Source organism: Rhodoplanes sp. Z2-YC6860 (assembly GCF_001579845.1).
In the GTDB taxonomy this organism is placed as follows: domain Bacteria; phylum Pseudomonadota; class Alphaproteobacteria; order Rhizobiales; family Xanthobacteraceae; genus Z2-YC6860.
On sequence record NZ_CP007440.1, the window covers coordinates 4,526,102 to 4,544,794 of the forward strand.

Below are 18,693 nucleotides of genomic sequence, written 5' to 3' on the forward strand. Positions count from 1 at the left end.
AGAGGCCACCAACTGAGGCGGCCCCTCCCATCCTCAATCAACGCCAAGGCTCAGACGCAATCCCAGCGCGATTAAGAGATTGGATTTCAGTTCCTTTTGCTGCCCTCCGCACCAAGCTTGCGTGCTTGAGCAAGGAGCCCATCGGCCATTTCTTCCCAGCGCGTTTTTTCTTCAGGCGACCTAGCCCTCAGGGAGAACTCCCAGCACTCGGCGGCCTTGAGCACGAGGAACTGTTTTGTGTCATCTGACATGTACAGAACGGTGCCGTGGAATGGGTCCGGCGAGTATCCGTAGCGCTGCGGATGCAGGTGTTAATCTCGGGTTCAGAATCGGCAGCCGGTCAAAAGGGGCCAGCGAGCAATTTCAAAAGGGACCACTCGCAATGGAAACGGGCCAATACCGATTGTCGGATTCAAAAAAATCGAACTGACCCACTAGTGCCGCTTGACTCTGGAACGAAAGAAGAACTATGTTCTCTTTCTGTTCAGGGAGGACATCATGTTTCGCGCCGTTGTCGAAGAAGCTGCCGCTCTCGCGTCGATCACGCTGTTCGTCGGCATGATTGCCATCTGGGCCCAGGTTTTGGGCACCCTTTAAGCCACACGCTACGACGCACGGGCGTCACGCCCCTGTGCTCCCGGCGTCATGGTCATGTGGTTCATGAGTGTCAGTAGCGTACTGCGTACCGCGTTCTTTGCGTTAGCCATGCGGACCCCACCGCTCGTCATGCCCGTCCTGCCGCGGGTATCCACTGTCCCGAGCCCCCCAATCCCCGACGGGACCTTGGATGGCATTGGAGAACGGGGCTTGCCCCGCTCCCTTGCCATGACGGCGGTTTGTCCGCGATCCGGTGCCGGTTCCATTTCGGCGCTCCGTTCAGCAATCCGTCGAGCGCTTGGGTAAAACGGGCAAAAGCCAGTCATGTCTGGCCCGCACCGCGCCTGAGGCAATGGACAGCAGCGGATCGCATCCCCACCATCATGCCAAATCGAATCGGTGAGGTTCCTTTGGCTTCCAATACGACCGCACAGCCCGGCTTCGTGCATCTGCACGTCCATTCGGCCTATTCGCTGCTCGAGGGCGCGCTGACCATCGGCAAGCTCGCCGAGTTCGCGAAGACCGACAAGCAGCCGGCGCTGGCACTGACCGACACCGACAACATGTTCGGCACGCTGGAGTTCTCCGAGAAGCTCGCGGGCTACGGCATCCAGCCGATCGTAGGCTGCGCGGTGGCGGTCGATTTCGGCGACGAGCCGCGCGATCCGCGCCACGTCGGCAAGGCCAGGCCGCTGCCGCGCATCGTCCTGCTGGCCGCGCGGGAGGAGGGCTACCGCAACCTGATGCAGCTCAATTCGAGCGCGTTCCTGCACACGGACTCGACCGAGAAACCTCATCTGAAGCTCGCCGCGCTCGAAGGCGCGACCGACGGGCTGATCGTGCTGACCGGCGGGCCGGGCGGGCCGCTCGACACCGCCATCGTCGCGGGCCAGGTGGAACTTGCAGCGAGCCGCTGCGCGACCTTGCAGCGCCTGTTCGGCGACCGGCTCTACGTCGAACTGCAGCGTCATGGCACGTCCGAAGAGCGCATGGCGGAGCCCGCGCTAATCGAGCTCGCCTACACGCAGGGCATTCCGTTGGTTGCCACCAACGAGCCGTACTTCGCCAAGCGTGAGGACTACGACGCCCACGACGGCCTGATCGCTATCGCCGAAGGCCGGGTGATCGCCGATACCGACCGTAGGCAGTTGACCCAGGAGCACTATTTCAAAAGCCGCGCCGAGATGGCGGCGCTGTTCTCCGATCTTCCGGAAGCGCTCGCGTCCACGGTCGAAATCGCCGAGCGCTGCGCGTTCCGGCCGCGCACCCGAAAGCCAATCCTGCCGCGCTTCTCGGTCGAGCTGGACGAGGCGACGGATTTGCGCGAGCGCGCCGAAAGCGGCCTGCAGAAGCGCATCGCCTTCCACGGCATCGCGCCGGGCCGCACCGAGGACGAGTATCGCGAGCGGCTCGCCTTCGAGCTCGGCGTCATCGAGCGGATGAAATATCCCGGCTACTTCCTGATCGTGTCGGACTTCATCCAATGGGCGAAAGAGCAGGGCATCCCGGTCGGGCCGGGCCGCGGCTCGGGCGCGGGCTCGCTGGTCGCCTATGCGCTCACCATCACGGACCTCGATCCGCTGCGCTTCAATCTGCTGTTCGAACGCTTCCTCAATCCCGAGCGCGTGTCGATGCCGGACTTCGACATCGACTTCTGTCAGGACCGCCGCGGCGAGGTGATCCGCTACGTGCAGGAGCGCTACGGCCGCGATCAGGTGGGACAGATCATCACCTTCGGCACCCTGCAGGCGCGCGGCGTGCTGCGCGATGTCGGCCGCGTGCTGGAAATGCCCTATGGCCAGGTCGACAAGCTCTGCAAGCTCGTGCCGCAGAACCCGGCCGCGCCGGTGACGCTTGCGAAAGCCATCGAAGGCGAGCCGAAGCTGCAGGCTGAGCGCGACGCCAACCCGGTCGTGAAACGTGCCTTCGATATCGCGCTGAAGCTCGAAGGTCTCAACCGCCACGCCTCGACGCACGCCGCCGGCATCGTGATCGGCGACCGGCCATTGGCGCAGCTCGTGCCGATGTATCGCGATCCGAAATCCGACATGCCGGTGACCCAGTTCAACATGAAATGGGTGGAGCAGGCGGGTCTCGTGAAGTTCGACTTCCTCGGCCTGAAGACGCTCACAACGCTGCAGACCGCGGTGCGGCTGTTGAAGCAGCGCGGCATCGATCTCGATCTTGCGGCAATCCCGCTCGACGACAAGAAAACCTACGACCTCCTGTCACGCGCTGAAGCGGTCGGCATCTTCCAACTGGAAAGTCAGGGCATGCGCCGCGCGCTGCTCGACATGAAGCCTGACCGCTTCGAGGACATCATCGCGCTCGTGGCGCTCTATCGCCCGGGTCCGATGGCCAACATCCCGACCTACTGCGCACGCAAGCAGGGCCACGAGGAGCCGGAATACATCCATCCCAAGCTCGAGCCGATCCTGCGGGAGACCTACGGCGTCATCGTCTACCAGGAGCAGGTGATGCAGGCCGCGCAGATCCTGGCCGGCTACACGCTCGGCCAGGCCGACCTTCTGCGCCGCGCCATGGGCAAGAAGATCCGCTCGGAAATGCAGGCGCAACGCGCCATCTTCGTCAAAGGCTGCGGCGATCAGGGCATCGAAAAAGCCCATTCCGATGCGATCTTCGATCTGCTCGAACGTTTCGCAGAATACGGCTTCAACAAGAGCCACGCCGCAGCCTACGCGCTGGTCGCCTACCAGACCGCGTATCTGAAGGCCAACTATCCGGTCGAATTCCTGGCGGCGTCGATGTCGCTCGATATGGGCAACACCGACAAGCTCTCGGAATTCCGCACCGAGGTCGGACGCCTTGGGTTCAAGGTCGAGCCGCCATCGATCAATCGCTCCGGCGTCGAGTTCGACGTCGAAGGCGGGACGATCTTCTACGCGCTCGCCGCGCTCAAGGGTGTCGGCCGCCAGGCCGTCGAGGCGATCGTCACCGCGCGCGGCGACAAACCGTTCGCCGACCTCACCGACTTCGCCAGCCGCATCAATCCGCGCGCGGTGAACAAGCGCGTCTTGGAAAGCCTCGTATGCGCCGGCGCGTTCGACAAGCTCGAGCCAAATCGGGCGCGGGCTTTCGCCGCCGTCGATGCGATGATGTCGACCGCGCAGCGCACGCACGAGGCCGCCGCGGTCGGCCAGAACGATATGTTCGGCGGCGCGGCGCATCGCGAAACCATCGCAATCCCGGCGGTCGAGGGCTGGCTCTCGGGTGACAAGCTGCAGCGGGAGTACGACGCGATCGGCTTCTTCCTGTCGGGCCATCCGCTCGACGAATACGCGCCGATCCTCAAGAACATGAACGTGTACTCCTGGGCCGAATTCTCGCGGTCAGTGAAAGCCGGCGCGACCGCGGGCCGGCTTGCCGCGACCGTGGTGTCGCGCATGGAGCGGCGCACCAAGACCGGCAACAAGATGGGCATCTTCGGCTTGTCGGATCCGAGCGGCCACTACGAGGCCATCATGTTCGCCGAGGGCCTGCAGCAATATCGCGATGTCCTGGAGCCCGGCACCGCCGTCCTGCTGTTCCTGTCTGCCGAGGCGCAGGGCGACGAAGTGCGCGCCCGCATCCAGACCGCCGATCCGCTGGATCGCGCCGCGGCCAAGCTGCAAAAGGGGCTGCGCGTGTTCCTGCGCGATCAGGCCCCGCTCGAACCGGTTGCCAAGCGGTTGGACACCAAAGGCGACGGCGAGGTCAATGTGGTGCTGCAGCTCACCGGTGGCACCGAGGTCGAGATCAAGCTGCCCGGCCGCTTCAAGGTCTCGCCGCAGATCGCCGGCGCCATCAAGGCCGTGCCCGGCGTGCTCGACGTCCACATGCTGTGATGCGGCAAGACCGGACATAGCGCCTATGCGGCGCGGCATTGGCGGCGGTTGACCCCGCGTGCCGCGAGGGCTGATATAGCGCCAGCAATTCAGAAGTGCGCCAGTTCACAGGAGTCCGCTATGGCCAACAAGCTTCGCCACATCGCCATCTCGGTGCGCGATCCGGAAAAGACCGCCAAGTTCTTCGAGCAAGCCTTCGGCATGACGCGCGCGGGCAATGCCCAGCGCGGCGTCTACATGACCGACGGCATTTTCAACGTCGCGCTCTTGAACTTCGGCGACGAGCCGGTCGCCGGCATGGAAGACCAGAAGAACCCGCTCGGTCTCATCCATTTCGGCATGTGGGTCGACAGTGTCGACGACATTGCCAAGAAGATCGAATCCGCCGGCGGCAGCTACGTCACCGGCCGCAAGGAAACCAATCCGAACGTCTATTACGAAGTCAAATACAAGACGCCGGAAGGCATCGTGTTCGACATCACCGAGAGCGGCTGGAAGGGCGCCGTCAAGGAAGTCAAACCGGCCTGATTGGAGCGCAACGCTCCGCCATCCTTCTTGGCATGACGCCTGCATGAATCGCCTCAAGCCCCGCTTGGGGCGGTTCAACAAGGACAAACGTCATGCTCAAAACTTTCGCGCGGGGCTTTTTCGCCGCGACTTTGCTGGTTTCCCAGGCCGCCTATCAGGCAGCCTACGCATCCTGGCCCGAGCGGCCGGTCACTCTGATTGTTCCATACGCCGCCGGCGGCATCACCGATGTGATTGCGCGCACCACCGCCGAGCACCTTCAGACCAAGCTCAAGCAGACCTTCATCGTTCAGAATGAAACCGGCGCAGGCGGCATCATCGGCGCCGCCAACGTGGCGCGCGCCAGGGCTGACGGCTACACGCTGCTGTTCGCGCCGATCGCACTTCTCACGCTGTCGCCGCTGACCACCAAGGTCAATTACGAAACCAGCGATTTCGCGCCGATCACGATCGTGGCGTCGAGCCCGTTTGTCGTGACCGTCAGCAAGGAGTTCCCGACCAACACGATCGCCGAGTTCATTGCCGAGGTGAAGAAGAAACCCGGCGAATACACCTATGCGTCGGCGGGAGCCGGCAGCACCACGCATGTGTCGTCATTGCTGTTTCTGAAAAGCGCCGGCCTCGACATGGTGCATGTGCCTTATCGCGGCGTGGGCCCGGCCTTCACGGACCTGATCGCGGGCCACGTGCAGATGCTGTCGGCGAGCCCGGTCGAGCTCAAGCCGTTCGTCGGCTCCGACAGCGTCAAGCCGCTCGGCGTCAGCAGCAAACAACGCTCGCGTTATCTGCCCAACGTTCCGACCATCAGCGAGACGCTGCCGACGCCCACGGTTGCGACCTACAACGGCCTGCTGGCCCCGAAGGGCACGCCCGCGGAGATCATCGATATGATCTCGGCCGAGATGGTGGCCGCAGCCAAGAGTCCTGAATTCCTGGACAGGCTCGCCAAGATCGGCGTCGAGCCGGGCGGAACCACTCCGCAGGAGATGGCCGCCGAGATCGCAGCCGACAGCGAGCGCTGGAAGAGCGTCGCCAATGACCTTACGCCGCCGAAGAGCCAATAGTCACGGAGCGCGCAGCAGCCGCGACATCGGAGCGGGGAGGCCTCCCTTGCGAGGCCGCGACGGCGAACGCTATCGTGTCCCGGATATTCTCCGGCCGGGAGCCTCCCTGACATGCGTGCGATTGCCTATGCTGCTGCGACGGCACTTCTCCTCACCACGGGTGCCGCGCATGCGGCCTACCCGGAGCGGACGGTCACCATCATCACGCCGTTTGCGCCCGGCGGCATTGCCGACGTGGTGGCACGGATCACCGCGGAGCGGCTGCAATCCACTCTCAAGCAGAACTTCGTGGTGGAAAACATCTCGGGCGCGGGCGGCACGGCCGGGCCGGAGCGCGTCGCCAAGGCCACGCCGGATGGCTACACGTTGATGTCGACGCCGATCTTCCAGCTCACCACGGCTAAGTACGCCCACAACGTCTCGTTCGACGAGAACACGTTCAAGGCGATCTCCGGCGTCGCCTCTGCGCCTTTCGTCATCACCGTGAACGAGTCGTTTCCCGGCAAGACGCTCGCCGACTTCATCGCTTATGTGAAAGCCAACCCGGGCAAGCTGAGCTTCGGCTCGGCCGGCGCGGGAAGCACCACCCACGTCGCTGCCGTCATGGTGCTCAAGGCCGCCGGTCTCGACATGGTGCACGTGCCTTACCGTGGCGTCGCGCCTGCCTTTACGGACCTGCTTGCGGGTCATGTCGTGATGGTGGCCGGATCGCCGGTCGAGCTGAAGCCGTACATGGAGTCCGGCAAGCTCAAGGCCCTGGCCGTGCTCGACACCAAGCCGTCGCCGTTTCTGCCCGGCGTGCCATTGGTAACGGACACGCTGAAGGACTGCCCGCCGGCGGTGACCTACAATGGGCTGCTCGGGCCCAAGGACCTTCCAAAAGACGTGGTCGATACGCTATCGAATGCGCTGGTCGAGGGCCGCAAATCGGACGAGTTCAAGACACGGTTCTCGAATGTCGGCCTCGTGCCGTTGCTGACGACCTCGGGCGAGTTCGAGAAGCTCTTCGCCGCGGACGCCAAGATCTGGAACGACATCATGCCGACGCTCGGATTGAAGAAAAACTAGACAAGAAAGAACGTCCAGGTATGGCGGTATCGAAATCGAATGCGCGCGTGGTCATTGTCGGGGCAGGGCCGGTCGGCATGGTCTGCGCGCTCGCCCTCAACAAGCTCGGCGTGCCGGTCACGGTGTTCGAGCAGGAGCCGGCGCCGGTCGAAGACCAGCGCGCGGCTTCGCTGCATCCATCATCTCTGGAAATGCTCGATGACCTCGGCGTCACCGAAAAGATCATCCCGCTCGGGCTGATCTCGAGCGCGTACCGGTTTCACGATCGCGTCACGCATTCGGTCGTGGCTGAGTTCGACCTCGGTCTGATGAAGGACGAGATCCGCTATCCCTACGTGCTGCAATACGAGCAGTACAAACTCACCGCCTCGATCGCCGCCGAATACGGCAATGCCTCGGACTTTGACGTGCGCTTTTCACACGCCGTCACAGGCCTCACGCAGAGCGCCGACGGCGTCGAGGTCGAAGTGACATCACCGTCCGGGGTCGAGAAGCTCAAAGCCGATTACGTGATCGGTTGCGACGGCGGCCGCAGCACGGTGCGCAAGCTCGCCGGCATCGAGTTCGAGGGCTTCACCTATCCGGAGCGCTTCATCAAGATCGCGACCAGCTTCGATTTCGGCGTGGCCAATCCCAAGGTCGCGTTTCGCAATTACTTCTCCGACCCGACCGAGTGGTGCAACCTGTTCAAGGTGCAGGGCAAGCGGCCGCCGGGTCTGTGGCGCGCCATCATGCCGATCGGGCCGGAAGAGACCGACGAGATCGCGCTGTCGCCCGAGCGCATCGAGGCGCGGCTGCAGAAGTTCTTCCCTAATGAAGGGCGCTACGAGATCGAATACGTCAACGTCTATGGCGCACATCAATGCGTCGCCGCGACCTTCCGCAAAGGCCGCGTGCTGCTCGCTGGCGACAGCGCCCACGTCAACAACCCGATCGGCGGCATGGGCATGAACGGCGGCATCCACGACGGCATCAATGTCGCGGGCAAGCTCGCCAAAGTGGTGCACGGCGAAGCCTCCGACGAATTGCTCGATCTCTACAGCCGCCAGCGCCGCCACGCTGCGGCGAAATACGTGCAGGCCCAGACCATCGCCAATAAACGGCTGATGGAGGAGCGCGACCCCACGGTGCGCGCCCGGAATTTCGACGAGTTGCGCCGCACCGCCGAGAACCCCGAGACCGCCAAGGCCTACATGCGCCGAGCGGCGCTGTTCGACAGCCTCAAGGACGCCGCCGCTGTGACTTGAGGGGCAGCCTGAACCGGCCTTGCGCTGTCGCGTCTCCGGGGCCACATCTTTGGTCATGCCGCGCGCGGCACCTTTGCTGGGTGAATTTCTGCCGTGACGCCGGCCGTCTCCGACATCATCGAACAGGCGAGGCTTGCTGCGCAGGCCTTCGTCGAATTCGGCTCTGGCCTGTTCAATCCGACCGTGCGGCTTGGCGTGACCGGCCTGTCGCGCGCCGGCAAGACCGTGTTCATCACCGCGCTGGTGCATGGGCTGGTGAAGGGCGGACGCTTTCCGGTGTTCGAGCCGCTGGCGAGCGGACGCATCTCGGGCGCTCGGCTTGCGCCGCAGCCGGACGACACGGTGCCGCGGTTCGAGTACGAACGCCACGTGCGCTCGATCGTGACCGATCGCGAATGGCCGGACTCGACGCGGCAGATCAGCGAGCTTCGCGTCGTCATCGACTATCAGACGACGGCAGGCGCGATGCGCACGCTCACCCTCGACATCGTCGACTATCCGGGCGAGTGGCTGCTCGACCTGCCGCTCCTGAACAAAAGCTACGAGCAATGGTCGGCCGAGACGCTCGCTTATCTCAATCGCACCACGCGCCCGCCGCTCCCGAAGCCATTCCTCGAACAGCTCGCCACCATCGATGCGATGGCGCCGGCCGACGAGAACGCCGCGATCGAAGCGGCGCGGCTGTTCACCGCCTATCTGCAGGCCGCGCGCCTTGAGCACCGCACCTTGAGCCTCGTCGCGCCCGGCCGCTTCCTGATGCCGGGCGATCTCGCGGGTTCGCCGGCGCTGACCTTCGCGCCGCTGGCGTTGCCGGTCGAAGGCGAACCGCCTTCGGGCTCGATGTGGGCGATGATGCAGCGGCGCTACGATTCCTATCGCGACGTGATCGTGCGGCCGTTCTTCCGCGATCATTTCGCCCGCTTGGATCGGCAGATCGTGCTGGTCGATGCGCTTTCGGCGCTCGACGGCGGGCCCGAGGCGGTGCGCGATCTGCAGGACGCGCTGACCGCCGTGCTGGAATGCTTTCGCGTTGGTCGTTGGAGTTGGCTGGACGCGCTGTTTCGGCCGGCCGCCGACCGCATCCTGTTTGCCGCGACCAAGGCTGATCTGCTGCACCACACCGCACACGACCGGCTCGAAGCCTTTCTCAAGCGCCTGACGGACGCTGCGTTGGCGCGGTCCGGGGAGGCCGGCGCTGCCGTCGATGTCATCGCGATGGCGGCGGTGCGCGCCACCCGCGAAGCCATGATGGGCGGCGAGCTGCCGTCGATCGTCGGCACGCCCGCATCCGGCGAATGGCACGACGGCCGCCAGTTCGACGGCAGCACCGAGATCGCGCTGTTTCCAGGCGATCTGCCGGCCGAGGGGTTGAAGAGCGGCGACTTCCGCTCGATCCGCTTCCGGCCGCCGCCGCTGGAGCAGACCGACGACGGCACGCCGGCGCTGCCGCACATCCGCCTCGACCGGGCGCTGCAATTCCTGATCGGGGACCGGCTGCGATGAGCGAGACCATGCGCAAGCCCGCGGTGTTCAGCGTCGACGATCCGCGCCTTGTTGTGGCGCGGCCGGAGGAGCAGCTGTTCGACAACGAACTTCCGGCCGAATCGTCGGCGGTCGCAATTCCGGAACCACCCAAGCGGCGGCGCATATCGTGGGGTGCGCTGTTCTGGTCGGCGCTCTCCGGCCTGGTCTTGATGGGACTGGGCCTTGCGGTCACGAACCTGGTCGAAGACCTGTTCGCTCGCGCGCCGTGGCTTGGCGCGATCGGCCTGGCGCTGGCGTCGATCGCAGGCCTGGCGCTGCTCGCCGTGATCGTGCGTGAGATCACGGGCCTCGTTCGGCTTTCTGCCGTTGAATCGCTGCGCGACCGCGCGCTGGAAATCATTGCCAGCGACGACCGCGAGGCCGGCAAGGCGCTGACCGACGCGCTGCTCGCGCACACCAAACGCATTCCGCAGCTCGCGCGCGCGAGAGCGCGGCTCGAAGATCATCGCGGCGACATCATCGACGGCCGCGACCGTGTGCATCTCGCCGAACGCGAACTGATGGCGCCGCTCGACGCCGAGGCGCGCCGCCTCGTGGCCGCGGCCGCCAAGCGCGTCTCGGTCGTGACTGCGATCAGTCCGCGCGCCTCGGTCGACATGATTTTCGTGCTGCTCAACGCGCTGAACCTCGTCCGCAGGCTTGCGGTGCTCTATGGCGGCCGGCCCCGTGCGCTCGGGCTGCTCAGGCTGTTCCGCCAGGTGCTGTCGCATCTCGCCGTGACCGGCGGCGTCTCGGTGACCGACAGCATCGTCCAGCAGGTGGTCGGCCATGGAATCGCGGCGCGGCTCTCGGCCCGGTTCGGCGAGGGGCTGGTCAACGGCCTGCTCACGGCGCGGCTTGGACTGCTCGCCATCGATCTCAGCCGCCCCCTGCCGTTTGCCGCCTTGCCGCGCCCGGCGTTGAACGACCTTGCGGCGCCGCTTTTGCGCACCGGCGAGAGCAGCGAAACGGTTCGGTCAGGGTCGCCACCCTCGGACCAGCGCGGATAGTGCTGCTGTCGAATTAGGGAACTATTCCTTGAACCGGACGATATCCGGCCTCGGAACAGGGCGGTGTGTTGCGTCCGCAATATTGCCCCTATATAAGCCCCGCATCTCACAGGCGGATTTTGGCCCGAAACGGCCGTCCGGTGGCTCCGATCGCAAGGCAAAACCTTGAAATCGGTGCTCACACGATCCGCCGAGGAACAACCGGAGAAGACCATGTCGCTGCCCGATTACAGCATGCGTCAGCTTTTGGAAGCTGGCGTTCACTTCGGCCATCAGGCCCACCGCTGGAACCCGAAGATGGGTGAATACATCTTCGGCACTCGCAACAACATCCACATTATCGATCTCGCCCAGAGCGTGCCGATGCTGCACCAGGCTCTGCAGGCGGTAAGCGACACCGTCGCCAAGGGCGGCCGTATCCTCTTCGTCGGCACCAAGCGGCAGGCGCAGGACGCCGTCGCCGACGCCGCGAAGCGTTGCGCGCAGTACTACGTGAACTCGCGCTGGCTCGGCGGCACGCTGACCAACTGGAAGACGATCTCTGGATCGATCTCGCGGCTGCGCAAGCTCGAAGAGATGCTCGCCTCCAACGAGGCGCAAGGCTACACCAAGAAGGAGCGGCTCGATCTGACCCGCGAGCGCGACAAACTCGACCGCTCGCTCGGCGGCATCAAGGACATGGGCGGTCTGCCGGACCTCCTGTTCGTGATCGACACCAACAAGGAAGACATCGCGATCAAGGAAGCGCGTCGGCTCGGCGTGCCGGTCGCGGCCGTCGTCGACACCAACTGCGATCCGGACGGCATCACCTTCGTTGTTCCGGGCAATGACGACGCGAGCCGCGCTATCTCGCTTTACTGCGACCTCATCGCACGCGCCGCCATCGACGGCATCTCGCGCGCGCAGGGCGGCATGGGCGTCGACGCCGGCGCGGCCGAGAAGCCGATGGTGGAAGATCTGCCGCCGGCCGAGGACAAGGGTCTCGGCTTCGAGCCGCTGCCCGGTCCGCGCGGCGTCGCCGACGACCTCAAGAAGCTCACCGGCGTGTCGCCTGCGATCGAGAAGAAGCTCAACGACATCGGCCTCTTCCATTATTCGCAGATCGCCGAGCTCAGCCCCGAAGCCGCCCACAATGTCGGCGAGGAAGTGGGCCTGCCTGGCCGCGTTCAGGGCTGGGTCAACAAGGCCAAAGAACTGACCGCCGAGTAAGGCTTAAAGGCGCGGGCATTTTGTACGCCCGCGCCGTCGCGCCCGCTCAGCAAGGAATTGAAGACAATGGCTCAGATCACTGCACAGATGGTGAAAGACCTGCGCGAGATGACCGGCGCAGGCATGATGGATTGCAAGGCCGCCCTCGGCGAGACCTCGGGCAATGTGGATGCTGCGGTCGACTGGCTGCGCAAGAAGGGCCTGTCGAAGGCCGCGAAGAAGGCCGATCGCGTCGCGGCGGAAGGCCTGATCGGCGTTGCCGTGAAGGGCACCAAGGGTGTCGTGGTCGAGGTTAATTCCGAGACCGACTTCGTGGCCCGCAACGACCTGTTCCAGGGCCTCGTCAAGATGATCGCCGATGTGGCGCTCGATGTCGGCGCCGACCTCGAGAAGATCAAGGCTGCCAAAGTCGGCAGCAAAACCGTCGCGGATGCCATCACCGAGACCGTCGCCAAGGTCGGCGAGAACATGACGCTGCGCCGTGCCGCCGAAATCAAGGTCGGCCAGGGTGCGGTCGGCAGCTACGTGCACAACGCCGTCATCGACGGGCTTGGCAAGATGGGCGTGCTGGTCGGCCTCGAGTCGACCGGCAAGGCCGACGAGCTTGCGGCGCTCGGCCGGCAGCTTGCGATGCACGTTGCCTCGGCGAATCCGCTGGCGGTCGATCCGTCGGGTCTCGATCCGGCAATCGTGACGCGCGAGAAGGACGTGCTCGCCGACAAGTTCAAGGCGCAGGGCAAGCCGGCCAACATGATCGAGAAGATCGTCGAGTCCGGCATCAGGACTTTCTACAAGGAAGTCTGCCTGCTCGAGCAGCCGTTCATCTTCGACGACAAGAAGAGCGTCACGCAGGCGCTCAAGGAAGCCGAAGGCAAGGTGGGCGGGCCGATCAAGATCACCGGCTTCGTGCGCTTCAAGCTCGGCGAGGGCGTCGAGAAGCAGGAGTCCGATTTCGCGGCCGAAGTGGCGGCGGCGTCGGGCGTGACCAAGCCCAACTGACGGTCATTGAGGTCGACGGCCACCGACGGGAGACACACTGGAATGGATGCGGCCCCGAACAGCCCCGCCTATCACCGTGTGATCGTCAAGGTATCGGGTGAGGCGCTGTCGGGACCGGAAGGCTTCGGCATCCATCAGCCGACCGTCGACCGCATCGCCGAGGATCTGATCGCTGCGCGCAAGGCAGGCTTTGCGCTCGGTGTGGTCGTCGGCGGCGGCAACATCCTTCGCGGCGTCAAGATGTCGGGCAAGAGCCTGTCGCGGCCGACCGCCGATTCGATGGGCATGCTGGCCACCGTCATGAACGGGCTCGTGCTCGAGGCCGCGATCGAACGGCTTGGCGCGCCGGCTCGCACCATGTCGGCGCTGAGCATGCCGCAGGTCTGCGAGACCTACGAGCGGGCGCGCGCGCTGCGCCATTTCGAGGAAAACCGCATCGTGGTGTTCGCGGGCGGCACCGGCAATCCGTTCTTTACCACCGATACCACCGCCGTTCTGCGCGCCGCCGAGATGGAATGCGACGCGGTGCTCAAGGCCACCGACGTCGATGGGGTCTACAGCGCCGATCCCAAAAAAGACCCCAAAGCGGAGCGTTATGATCGAATCTCGCTGAAAGAGGCGTTCGATCGGGACTTGAAGGTTCTGGATGCCACGGCCTTCGCGCTTGCCCGGGAAAACAGTATGCCTATCATCGTGTTTTCGATCCGAGTACCGGGGGCAATCGAAGCGGTCCTGCGTGGCACGGGCCGCGCGACAGTTGTCGGTGGATAAGTTCGGATTGGGGCGCTCAGCGGCGTCCGAATCCGGTGATGCAGACGAGCGCTCAGAGGCCGGTTGGAGGGGCTCATGGCATCGAACTATGACATCAACGAACTCAAGCGGCGGATGCAGGGTGCGCTTGGGGCCCTGAAGACGGAACTGGGCGGCCTGCGTACGGGCCGCGCCTCGGCGCACCTGCTCGATCCGGTTCATGTCGACGCCTATGGGCAGAGCATGCCGCTCAACCAGGTTGCGACCGTAAGCGTGCCGCAGCCGCGCATGATCAGCGTTCAGGTCTGGGACCGTTCGATGGTCGCGGCGGTGGAGAAGGCGATCCTGGCCGCAAACCTCGGCTTAACACCGTCGAGCGAAGGGCAGGTGATCCACCTTCGGTTGCCTGAGCTCAACACGGAGCGCCGCCAGGAACTCGTCAAGCTGGCGCACAAATACGCCGAGACCGCCAAGGTCGCGGTTCGTCACGTGCGCCGCGACGGTTTGGACCTCCTCAAGAAGCTCGAAAAGGATCACACGATCAGCCAGGACGATCACAAGCGGATGGACACCGAGGTCCAGAAAGCGACCGATCAGTCCATCGCCGATATCGATCAACTGCTCGGCAGCAAGGAAAAGGAGATCATGACGGTCTGAGCCGTCTCGCCATGCCCAGCAATCCGCCCCCAATACAGCCGTTTGAGGCGCCCAGGCATGTGGCCATCATCATGGATGGCAACGGCCGCTGGGCATCGGCGCGCGGGCTGACGCGCGGCGAGGGGCATCGTCGCGGAGTGGAAGCGCTGCGCAAAACCGTGCGCGCCGCAGGCGAAATCGGCATTTCCTACCTCACGATCTTTTCGTTCAGCGCCGAGAACTGGTCGCGGCCGCCCTCGGAAATCCGCGACCTGATGGGCCTGCTGCGGCGGTTCATCCGCAACGATCTGGCGGAGCTGCATCAGAACCGCGTGAAGGTGCGGGTGATCGGCGAGCGCAACGATCTCGATCCGGAAATCCGCCGTCTGCTCGATGAGGCGGAAGAACTCACCCGCAACAACGACAAGCTCACACTGATCGTGGCCTTCAACTACGGCGCCCGGCAGGAGATCGCGCGGGCGGCCGCGAAGCTTGCCGCCAGGGTCCGCGCCGGTGAGATCGATCCATCCGCGGTGACCGCCGACCTGATCGGCCAGAACCTCGATGCGCCGGATCTGCCCGATCCCGACCTCATCATCCGCACCAGCGGCGAGCAGCGGCTGTCGAACTTCCTGCTTTGGCAAGCCGCTTACAGCGAGCTGGTGTTTGTGCCGACCTACTGGCCGGACTTCGATCGCGCCGCGCTTGAAGGCGCCATCGCCGAATATCATCGCCGCGAGCGGCGGTTCGGCGGGCTGATCGCGCAGACCGGATCCTGATCGTGGTCCCCGCACATTCGGCCGAGGACCCGCCTAAGCTGTCGATGCTGGCCGGGCGCAGCAATCTTGCGCTCCGCATCGTCTCCTCGCTGGTGCTCGCGCCGCTCGCGATCGCGGCCGCTTATTTCGGCGGCGTGATCTTCATCGTGTTCTGGGCCGCGGCGGCGCTGATCGTGTTCTGGGAGTGGCAGACGCTGGTCTGCGCGCACGACCGCAACGCCGTGCTGGCGATCGGCGGGGCCGCTCTGGTGGGTGCGGCCGTCATGCTGTTCGGCAACCTCAACGGCACCGCGCTTGCGCTCGTGGCGCTGGGCGGATTGGGATCTGCAGCCTTGGCGTCACGGAGCAGGCGGGCCTGGTGCGCCTCCGGACTGCTCTATGGCGCCGCACTGCTGATCGCACCGGTGATCCTGCGCAGCGATGCCTCGTTGGGATTCGCTGCGATCCTGTTCGTGTTCGCCGTGGTCTGGCTCAGCGACATCGCGGCCTATTTCACGGGCCGGGCTCTCGGCGGGCCGAAGTTGATGCCGCGGGTCAGCCCCAACAAGACTTGGTCGGGGGCGATCGGCGGAACCTTGGCCGCGATGCTTGGCGGCGTCTTGGTGGCGCGCTATTTCGGGGTCGCCAATATGGCCGCTGTCGCGGTTGTTGCCCTGGTGTTGTCGCTCGTCTCGCAGGCCGGCGACCTGTTCGAATCCTGGGTCAAGCGGCGCTTCGACACCAAGGACGCGAGCCAGCTCATTCCGGGACATGGCGGCCTCATGGACCGCCTGGACGGGTTCGTGACCGCGGCGCTTGCGGCCGTGTTGATTGGAATGGCCCACGGCGGGGTGCCTGCTCCGGCCCGCGGCCTCATGGTATGGTGAGAGCGATGCAAGTCGTAAATCCGCATGTTCGCGCCGAGCGCAGGCCTGTCGAGGCGGTCCGCACCGTCACGGTCCTGGGCGCGACGGGCTCGGTCGGCATGAGCACGGTCGACCTGCTCAAGCGCGGCAACGGCCGTTACGCGGTCGAGGCGGTGACCGCCCACAAGAACGGCGCCCAGCTCGCCCAGATCGCGCGCGATCTCAATGCCCGTTTCGCGGTGGTGGCCGATCCCGCAGCCTACGATGACCTCAAGGCGGCGCTCGCCGGCAGCGGCATCCAAGCGGGCTGCGGCGAGAGTGCACTGGTCGAGGCCGCGCAACGCCCGGCCGACTGGGTGATGGCCGCCGTCAGCGGCTCGGTCGGATTGAAGCCCACGCTCGCCGCGGCCAAGCGCGGCGCCACGGTGGCGCTCGCCAACAAGGAATGCATGGTCTGCGCCGGTGCCATGTTCATGCGCACGGCGGCTGCGTCCGGCGCGAGCGTGTTGCCGGTGGACTCCGAACACAACGCGATTTTCCAGGCGCTGAGCGCCGGCCCGCGCGAGGACGTGAGCCGCATCTTCATTACTGCGTCCGGCGGACCGTTCCGCACCTGGACGCGCGAGGCCATGCGCGCCGCGACGGTCGAGCAGGCGCTTAAGCATCCAAACTGGTCGATGGGTCCGAAGATCACCATCGATTCGGCGACCATGATGAACAAGTGCCTCGAGCTGATCGAGGCGCATCACCTGTTCGCCGCGCCGCCGTCACAGCTCGCCGTGCTGGTGCATCCGCAGTCGATCATTCACGGCATGGTCGAGTACCGCGACGGCTCGGTGGTGGCGCAGCTCGGCTCGCCCGACATGCGGACCCCGATCGCACATTGTCTGGCCTATCCGATGCGGATCGATGGTCCCTCCGCCAAGCTCGATCTGGCCAAACTCGGCCAATTGACCTTCGAGGCACCCGATCCGGAACGCTTCCCGTCGCTGGCGCTGGGGCAGCGGGCGATGGAAACAGGTGGCGCCGCGCCGACCATCCTCAATGCCGCCAATGAGGTGGCGGTGGCGGCGTTCCTCAACCGCAAAATCGGGTTTGGCGGTATTCCCGCTCTGGTCGAAGCGGCGCTCGACGCGGCGGAGCGTCGCAACGCCACCGCGGAGCCCCAGGATATCGACGAGGCACTGGCCGTCGACCATATGACAAGATCATTGGCGAACGAGCTTTTGCCTGAAATCGCCGCAAAGTCAGTTTAAGAGTTCCAGTGGGGCGGAAGAACAAAACCGGCAGGGGAACGGGGCCAGAATGGACGTCTTCAGTCATTTGACGCTGTGGGGCGGAGGTGTCACCGGGTGGGTGATTCCGTTCCTGTTCGGCCTCAGCGTCGTGGTTTTCTTCCACGAGCTCGGCCATTTCCTTGTTGCGCGCTACTGCGGCGTCAGGGTTCTGACCTTCTCGCTGGGCTTCGGTCCGGAGCTCGCCGGCTTCAATGATCGGCACGGCACCCGCTGGAAAATCTCCGCGGTGCCGCTCGGCGGTTACGTCAAATTCTTCGGCGACGAAAATGCCGCCAGCGTCCCTGACCAGTCCACGGTCGAAAAGATGTCGGCCGAGGAGCGCAAGCACAGCTTTTTCTATCAGCCGCTCCGCAACCGGGCTGCCGTCGTCGTGGCCGGGCCGATGGCCAATTTCATCCTGGCGATCGTGATTTTCGCCGTCGTGTTCTCGGTCTACGGCCGGCAGCTCACATCGGCGCGCGTCGACGCGGTGGTGCCTGATTCTGCCGCCGCAGCGGCGGGCCTTCAGCCTGGCGACCTCGTGCTGTCCATCAACGGCAGCAAGATCGAGAGCTTCTCCGACATGCAGCGTGTGGTCAGCGCCAATGCCGGCCGGACGCTAAACCTCGAGATCGATCGCGGCGGCCTGCCGATGACGCTCAACGCGACCCCGCAGCTCAAGCGGGGCAAGGATGGATTCGGCAACAGCACCTGCCAGGCGGTGCTGGGCGTCAGCCGATCCATGGCCGCAGGCGACATCAAGACCGAAACCGTTGATCCACTGAGCGCCGTCTGGCTCGGCACCAAGGAAACCTGGTCGATCATCGACCGCACATTCTCGTTCGTCGGCGGGCTGTTTGCCGGAACCGAGTGCGCCGATCAGGTGGGTGGGGTGGTCAAGATCGCCCAGATTTCCGGCCAGGTTGCGAGCCTGGGCTTCATGCCGGTGCTGCAGCTGGCCGCCATGCTGTCGGTCTCGATCGGCCTGCTGAACCTGTTCCCGGTGCCGCTGCTCGATGGCGGACACCTTATGTTCTACGCGATCGAGGGGGTCCTTGGGCGGCCGCTGCCAGAGCGCGCCCAGGAAATAGGCTTTCGAATCGGCTTCGCGATTGTCGTGATGTTAATGATTTTTACTTTTATTAACGACACTAGTCCGTGGTGGTCGCGGCTCGTGGCGTCATAATTCTGCGTCCTATGGGACACGGTCTGGGGGAAATATCCGGCGGAAACGACATTCCTGCTGGAATCGGGGGACACGCAACAGCCGACTGTGTTGCGAAGTGGGAAAAAGCCTGTACAAACATGGTCCTGG

At 64.8% G+C, this 18,693-nt stretch carries 15 protein-coding genes; all 15 read left to right on the forward strand.

What is annotated here, in order from left to right; all coding sequences use genetic code 11:
• Positions 1-980 precede the first annotated feature (980 nt).
• A complete protein-coding gene (gene dnaE, locus RHPLAN_RS21045; protein ID WP_068021542.1) occupies positions 981-4,442 on the forward strand; it encodes a DNA polymerase III subunit alpha in 3,462 nt (1,153 codons plus the stop codon).
• A gap of 120 nt (positions 4,443-4,562) precedes the next feature.
• Positions 4,563-4,970 carry a VOC family protein gene (locus RHPLAN_RS21050; RefSeq protein WP_068021544.1) on the forward strand — a complete coding sequence of 136 codons (408 nt, stop codon included), beginning with the start codon at positions 4,563-4,565 and terminating at the stop codon, positions 4,968-4,970.
• A gap of 92 nt (positions 4,971-5,062) precedes the next feature.
• Positions 5,063-6,034 (forward strand): Bug family tripartite tricarboxylate transporter substrate binding protein, encoded by a 972-nt coding sequence (locus tag RHPLAN_RS21055; protein WP_068021546.1) that lies wholly within the window; start codon positions 5,063-5,065, stop codon positions 6,032-6,034.
• Between the two features lie 111 nt (positions 6,035-6,145).
• Positions 6,146-7,102 carry a Bug family tripartite tricarboxylate transporter substrate binding protein gene (locus RHPLAN_RS21060; RefSeq protein WP_068021548.1) on the forward strand — a complete coding sequence of 319 codons (957 nt, stop codon included), beginning with the start codon at positions 6,146-6,148 and terminating at the stop codon, positions 7,100-7,102.
• Between the two features lie 20 nt (positions 7,103-7,122).
• Positions 7,123-8,349 (forward strand): FAD-dependent oxidoreductase, encoded by a 1,227-nt coding sequence (locus RHPLAN_RS21065; RefSeq protein WP_068021550.1) that lies wholly within the window; start codon positions 7,123-7,125, stop codon positions 8,347-8,349.
• Positions 8,350-8,442: 93 nt separating this feature from the next.
• A complete protein-coding gene (locus tag RHPLAN_RS21070) occupies positions 8,443-9,852 on the forward strand; it encodes a YcjX family GTP-binding protein (RefSeq protein WP_068021552.1) in 1,410 nt (469 codons plus the stop codon).
• Positions 9,849-10,883 (forward strand): YcjF family protein, encoded by a 1,035-nt coding sequence (locus RHPLAN_RS21075; protein ID WP_068021555.1) that lies wholly within the window; start codon positions 9,849-9,851, stop codon positions 10,881-10,883. The genes RHPLAN_RS21070 and RHPLAN_RS21075 overlap by 4 nt, the downstream gene beginning before the upstream one ends.
• Before the next feature lie 213 nt (positions 10,884-11,096).
• The gene (locus tag RHPLAN_RS21080) at positions 11,097-12,092 is read left to right on the forward strand and encodes a 30S ribosomal protein S2 (protein ID WP_068031600.1); all 996 of its coding nucleotides are present in this window, start codon (positions 11,097-11,099) and stop codon (positions 12,090-12,092) included.
• Positions 12,093-12,158: 66 nt separating this feature from the next.
• Positions 12,159-13,091, forward strand: a complete 933-nt coding sequence (gene tsf, locus RHPLAN_RS21085) for a translation elongation factor Ts (RefSeq protein ID WP_068021557.1) — start codon at positions 12,159-12,161, stop codon at positions 13,089-13,091.
• Positions 13,092-13,133: 42 nt separating this feature from the next.
• A complete protein-coding gene (gene pyrH, locus RHPLAN_RS21090) occupies positions 13,134-13,862 on the forward strand; it encodes a UMP kinase (protein WP_068021560.1) in 729 nt (242 codons plus the stop codon).
• Between the two features lie 75 nt (positions 13,863-13,937).
• On the forward strand, positions 13,938-14,498 hold the full coding sequence (frr, locus tag RHPLAN_RS21095; RefSeq protein ID WP_068021561.1) for a ribosome recycling factor: 561 nt from the start codon (positions 13,938-13,940) through the stop codon (positions 14,496-14,498).
• Complete coding sequence (locus RHPLAN_RS21100; protein WP_442971833.1) at positions 14,495-15,256, forward strand: isoprenyl transferase; 762 nt, start codon at positions 14,495-14,497, stop codon at positions 15,254-15,256. Before frr ends, RHPLAN_RS21100 begins: the two co-directional genes overlap by 4 nt.
• 2 nt (positions 15,257-15,258) lie before the next feature.
• Complete coding sequence (locus RHPLAN_RS21105) at positions 15,259-16,122, forward strand: phosphatidate cytidylyltransferase (protein ID WP_237179878.1); 864 nt, start codon at positions 15,259-15,261, stop codon at positions 16,120-16,122.
• 5 nt (positions 16,123-16,127) lie between these two features.
• Entirely contained in the window at positions 16,128-17,357 is a 1,230-nt protein-coding gene (gene dxr / locus RHPLAN_RS21110) for a 1-deoxy-D-xylulose-5-phosphate reductoisomerase (RefSeq protein ID WP_068021567.1), read from the forward strand.
• Positions 17,358-17,406: 49 nt separating this feature from the next.
• A complete protein-coding gene (gene rseP / locus RHPLAN_RS21115) occupies positions 17,407-18,564 on the forward strand; it encodes an RIP metalloprotease RseP (RefSeq protein ID WP_068021568.1) in 1,158 nt (385 codons plus the stop codon).
• Positions 18,565-18,693 lie beyond the last annotated feature (129 nt).

Bases quoted from the DNA above. Each gene is read 5' to 3' on its own strand.
- pyrH (WP_068021560.1), top strand. From the start codon at position 13,134: ATGGATGCGGCCCCGAACAGCCCCGCCTATCACCGTGTGATCGTCAAG.
- RHPLAN_RS21060 (WP_068021548.1), top strand. From the start codon at position 6,146: ATGCGTGCGATTGCCTATGCTGCTGCGACGGCACTTCTCCTCACCACG.
- RHPLAN_RS21065 (WP_068021550.1), top strand. From the start codon at position 7,123: ATGGCGGTATCGAAATCGAATGCGCGCGTGGTCATTGTCGGGGCAGGG.
- RHPLAN_RS21055 (WP_068021546.1), top strand. From the start codon at position 5,063: ATGCTCAAAACTTTCGCGCGGGGCTTTTTCGCCGCGACTTTGCTGGTT.
- RHPLAN_RS21080 (WP_068031600.1), top strand. From the start codon at position 11,097: ATGTCGCTGCCCGATTACAGCATGCGTCAGCTTTTGGAAGCTGGCGTT.
- RHPLAN_RS21050 (WP_068021544.1), top strand. From the start codon at position 4,563: ATGGCCAACAAGCTTCGCCACATCGCCATCTCGGTGCGCGATCCGGAA.
- tsf (WP_068021557.1), top strand. From the start codon at position 12,159: ATGGCTCAGATCACTGCACAGATGGTGAAAGACCTGCGCGAGATGACC.
- dnaE (WP_068021542.1), top strand. From the start codon at position 981: ATGCCAAATCGAATCGGTGAGGTTCCTTTGGCTTCCAATACGACCGCA.
- frr (WP_068021561.1), top strand. From the start codon at position 13,938: ATGGCATCGAACTATGACATCAACGAACTCAAGCGGCGGATGCAGGGT.
- dxr (WP_068021567.1), top strand. From the start codon at position 16,128: ATGCAAGTCGTAAATCCGCATGTTCGCGCCGAGCGCAGGCCTGTCGAG.
- RHPLAN_RS21075 (WP_068021555.1), top strand. From the start codon at position 9,849: ATGAGCGAGACCATGCGCAAGCCCGCGGTGTTCAGCGTCGACGATCCG.
- rseP (WP_068021568.1), top strand. From the start codon at position 17,407: ATGGACGTCTTCAGTCATTTGACGCTGTGGGGCGGAGGTGTCACCGGG.